The organism is Streptomyces sp. PH10-H1 (genome assembly GCF_030063355.1).
Classification (GTDB): Bacteria; Actinomycetota; Actinomycetes; order Streptomycetales; family Streptomycetaceae; genus Actinacidiphila.
Window position 1 is genome coordinate 1 of record NZ_JASISZ010000181.1, and the last position, 2,719, is coordinate 2,719.

The window sequence follows — 2,719 nt, forward strand, 5'->3', positions numbered from 1 at the left end:
TGTTGGGTGCCGTTCAAAATCGTGATGGGTTTGCCACTCGCGATGATGATGTTCGGGGATGCAAAGAGCCCGCTGGTGGGGTTCCAGCGGGCTCTTTGATCTTCATGGTGTCACTGGGATGTTGATGGTGCCTATGGTGGGCGCGGTCGTCATTCGGCGGTGACTTCGGCGACGGCGGCTCTGGCGCTGGTCTCGTCGACGATGGGCTTGCCTTCGGCGTAGGCGGACAAAAGGGCCTGGACGGCGAGGTTGTTGACGGCCCGGGGATAGCCGCGGGCGGTGTCGTGGATCAACGTGGTCGCGTCGTCGGTGAACAGCGTGTCGCTGCGGCCGGCGAGCGCGAGGTGGTGGACCAGGTAGGAGGATGTTTCCTCACTGGTCATGGACGGCATGTTGTAGCGGACCTGGATGCGCTGGTCGAGGGCGGCCAGGACACCGAGCTTGATCTTGTGCCGCAGGGTCGGCTGGCCGATCAGCAGGCAGGCAAGCGGACTGCTGGAGTCCATTTCGTCGTTGGTCAGCATGCGGATCGCTTCCAACTGCTCATGATCAAGTAGGTGTGCTTCCTCGATGATCAGGATGGGGACCCGGCCCCGCTCGTTGTTCTCGGTGGCCAGCATGTCGGTGGCCTGCGGGATCAGCGTCGACTTGTGCGGGCGCGGGACGCCGCCGAGCGAGGAGACGATCGCGTGGTGGATCCCGGCGACCCCGACCGCGGGGTTCGCCATGTAGATCACCTTGTGGCGGGGGTGGTCCAGCTGGGACAACGACGCCCGGACCGCGACGGTCTTGCCCGCGCCGACCTCGCCCGTGATCACTCCCAGGGCCCGTTCGCCGATGCACCAGGTGATCCGGGCGACGGCCTGCGCGTGGGAGGAGTGCCGGTGCAGCATCGAGGGGGCCAGGTCCTTGCCGAACGGCATCCGCGTGAAACCCCAGTGCGCGGTCAGCTTGTCTATCAACGTCCGTCCAACCTCTCCAAGTGGGCGATGGCGTGGTCCAGTTCGTCCGCGGCCCGGACGGCCCGGCGGTGGAAGCGCAGTGCGAGGTGCAGGGCGGGCCCGGCGGCCCGCTGGTGATCGTGCCGCCGGGCGGCCAGGCGGAGGGTCCGCTCCAGCAGCCGGCGGGCGGAGGTCTCCCGTTCGTCGAGCTCGTCCAGTCGTTCCTGGACCGGATTGCCGCTGATCACGAGCCCTCATCGCTCAAGTCGACGTCCTCGGCGGGCGGGTGGGGGCCGGGCAGGAACACCTCGTAGTTGATGCGCTGGCCGAGTTCCTTCGTGCGTTCGGTGTCGATCAGGCGGAGGTAGTCGATCCCGGTCGGCGCCGGCGGGGCCGCGGCCGGGGTCTCGGGCTTGGCTTTCGGGTGCGCGTGCCGGGTGATCAGGTGCGGGACCGCCTTGCCGAACGACCGCTGCTGGAAGCGGACATCGATGTCGGTCAGGTCGAAGGGGTCGAAGACGAGCTCGACCTGCCGTCCGACCAGCGAGGCGTCGACGTTGTAGGTGTTGGACTGGAGCGAGACCGTGGCGGTCTTGGCGACCCTCCGCAGCGCGGACCAGCGGAAAGCCTCCCGCAGCGCGTCCGGCGTCGGGGTGGGGAACGGCGCCCCGGCCAGCCAGCGTTCCAGCGGCTGCTGGCCGGTCTCGGAGTGGACCCGCCGGTGATACACCTGCTCGACCCATGCGGTGAAAAGCCTGTTGAGCATGGCCAGGTCGGCGACCTTCTGCGTGTCGACCTCGACCAGGAACTGTTCCCGGACCGTGCGGAAAAAACGCTCGATTTTGCCCCGGCCCTGCGGACGCCCGGGAGTGGAGTGGATCAGCTTGATCCCGAGCCTCGCGCATGCCCTGAGCAGGGCGGAGTCCACGAAGGCACTCCCGTTGTCGACGTAGACGCCCTCGGGGACGCCGCGGGCCGCCAGGGCCGGCCGCAGGGCGGCGGCGAGGCGGACGCTGTCCTCGGCCCCGCCCCAGCGGTGCCCGACCACCGCCCGGCTGTTGTCGTCCACGAACGCGAACAGATACGCCTTGTGGCCTGCGATTTTCGGTCCGTGGAGTGCGTCCCCGACCCAGATTTCGTTGGGGCGGTCGGCCTCGAACCGCCCGAATGCCTCCGGCGCCTGCCCGTCCGGGCGGGTCAGCAACTCAAGGCGCTGAAGGTGCCGGTGGACCGTGCGGTAGGACGGGCCCCAGCCCAGGTGCTGCTGCAGGATCCGCACCACCTGCGCGGTCGACCGGCCCGGGTTCTCCCGCTTGAGCGCGGCCGCCAGGTCCAGCACCTCCTCCGGTGTGCGCGGGGTGACCTGCCGGGTCGGCGGCAGCAGCGCGTCGAAGCCGCCCTCGCGCCAGAGCTTCAGCCAGCGGTCCACCGTCCCCCGCGTGATCTTGACCGGCTTCCCGAACGGATCCGTATGCACCCGCGCGGCGATCGCGCGGACCATCGCCCCGCGCTGCCGCGGGCTCAGGGCAGCGTCAGCCGCCTCACGGATCAACTGGTAACGGAACAAGGCGACTTGGTGGGCCCGCTCGGCCCGCCGTCGCTCCTCCTCGTCGACCAACGCCATCGGACGGCCTCCCCAAAACGGCTGCGGACATGTCAGCCGCCAGGATGGGACCGGCCCACCGATCTTCGTCAGGGCCAGTTCGTGTTGATCGACTTCGCCGTCAGGCGGGTGGCCAGCCCGGCGCCAGCAGGCGGCCGTGGCAGGCCGCCGAGAC

The 2,719-nt window shown here is 69.3% G+C and carries 3 protein-coding genes; all 3 read right to left on the reverse strand.

What is annotated here, in order from left to right:
• Positions 1-149 precede the first annotated feature (149 nt).
• From QMK24_RS40970 to QMK24_RS40980, 3 genes are read right to left on the reverse strand one after another with little or no spacing between them, the layout of a single operon-like run.
• Positions 150-962: an ExeA family protein gene (locus QMK24_RS40970; RefSeq protein WP_283472001.1), complete on the reverse strand. Its 813-nt coding sequence runs from the start codon at positions 960-962 to the stop codon at positions 150-152.
• A complete protein-coding gene (locus QMK24_RS40975) occupies positions 959-1,189 on the reverse strand; it encodes a hypothetical protein (RefSeq protein ID WP_283472002.1) in 231 nt (76 codons plus the stop codon). Before QMK24_RS40975 ends, QMK24_RS40970 begins: the two co-directional genes overlap by 4 nt.
• Positions 1,186-2,565 carry a DDE-type integrase/transposase/recombinase gene (locus tag QMK24_RS40980; RefSeq protein ID WP_283472003.1) on the reverse strand — a complete coding sequence of 460 codons (1,380 nt, stop codon included), beginning with the start codon at positions 2,563-2,565 and terminating at the stop codon, positions 1,186-1,188. Before QMK24_RS40980 ends, QMK24_RS40975 begins: the two co-directional genes overlap by 4 nt.
• Positions 2,566-2,719: the final 154 nt, after the last annotated feature.

Excerpts from the sequence above, each read along its gene's own strand:
- QMK24_RS40980 (WP_283472003.1), bottom strand. The coding sequence starts at position 2,565 with ATGGCGTTGGTCGACGAGGAGGAGCGACGGCGGGCCGAGCGGGCCCAC.